Raw genomic sequence first — 1,275 nt, forward strand, 5'->3', positions numbered from 1 at the left:
CCCTGGTGAAGGCCGCTCAAGCGTTTTTTACCCGGTACAACCAACAACCTGATCGCGTTCTTTCGATTATTGGAGTCACTCCAAAAAAATTAGCTGTTTGTACTTAGAATGATGCCTGCTCCTCAACTGATCCTGCTTTATTAGCAACAAACACCCCCAGCGAGGAGACTCGGCTCCCTGTCGGGTTACGACGCGCCCGTCATCTCGTGGTAAGTGGCCACCTGGGTGGCAGGCGCGTCTAACCCGACCTACGGGAGGATTTTTACAGTAACGTTAAGGAATCAACCGATTGACTTAGATCAAGCTTTCAGTATTTAATAATGGTTATCATTTGAGAATGACTAGTACTTCACCCGTCCTGACTTGACGGATAGAGACGCTTGAGCTTGATGCGGGCAGCGGGGGTGGTGCAGCGCCAATTCACCGGCCGGGCGTCGCTGTTGCGTGCCGGCTCCCAAGCGGCTACCTCCGGAGTCAGGGTATCCACATCGGGGAGGCGGCGATCCAAGCACTGCCGACTCAGGATGCTGAGTTCGATCTCCGCCATGTTCAACCCACTGCCATGCTTGGGGGTGTGATGAAGCTCCAGCCGTTCGATCAGCGACCGGGCTACGGCGGGTTCAAAGGCTTGATAGAGTGCGGCGGGTTTGTGGGTGTTGAGGTTGTCCATCACCAGGACCACCCGCTCGGCATGTGGATAGCGGACCTCCAGCAGATCGCGCACCTCCTTGGCGACATCGACCGCCGTGCGGTGCTCGGTGACGGTGACGGGGCGTTGACCGGTCAGGGGCTCAAAGGTCATGAACAGGTTGGCGGTCCCGCACCGTTCGTCTTCATAGTCAGTCCGCCCCGGCTGGCCCGGTTCCGCTGGCCGCGGCGTGCGGGTCTCGGCGACTAACTGCTTGCTGGTCTCGTCCAGGCACACCACCGGGTAAGCCGGGTTGTACGGCCGAGTGTAGACTTCCAGTACGTCCTCCATAGCGCAGGCGAAGTCGGCATTGGCTTGGGGCGGGATGACCCATTGTTTTTTCAACCACGGCTTGAGGGCGTTTTTTTGAGCGTCATGCGCACACAGTCCGGACTGATCGACTCCACCACGTCCAAGTCCACCAACCGGTCGGCCCGCAACCGCAAGGTCCAGTGGGTCCGTCCCTCCGGGGAGGCGCCGCACGCCAGCGCGATCAGGTGGGCCTCCTGGGCGCCGTCGAGCTTGCGATACTGCCGCCCGGTGGGCTTCTTGCGCAACAGTGCCGCCGCCAGTCCTTGCTCTACGAA

2 protein-coding genes are annotated in these 1,275 nt (G+C 59.8%); both read right to left on the reverse strand.

The features are described from left to right. Nucleotides 1-349: 349 nt before the first annotated feature. Nucleotides 350-1,033 (reverse strand): IS630 family transposase, encoded by a 684-nt coding sequence (locus tag AC11W3_RS20125; RefSeq protein ID WP_484093633.1) that lies wholly within the window; start codon nt 1,031-1,033, stop codon nt 350-352. Further along, nucleotides 1,030-1,275: helix-turn-helix domain-containing protein (locus tag AC11W3_RS20130; RefSeq protein WP_484093634.1), on the reverse strand; the 246-nt coding region annotated here is incomplete at its 5' end. The genes AC11W3_RS20125 and AC11W3_RS20130, both read right to left, overlap by 4 nt.

This window comes from Geomonas sp. (genome assembly GCF_056994735.1).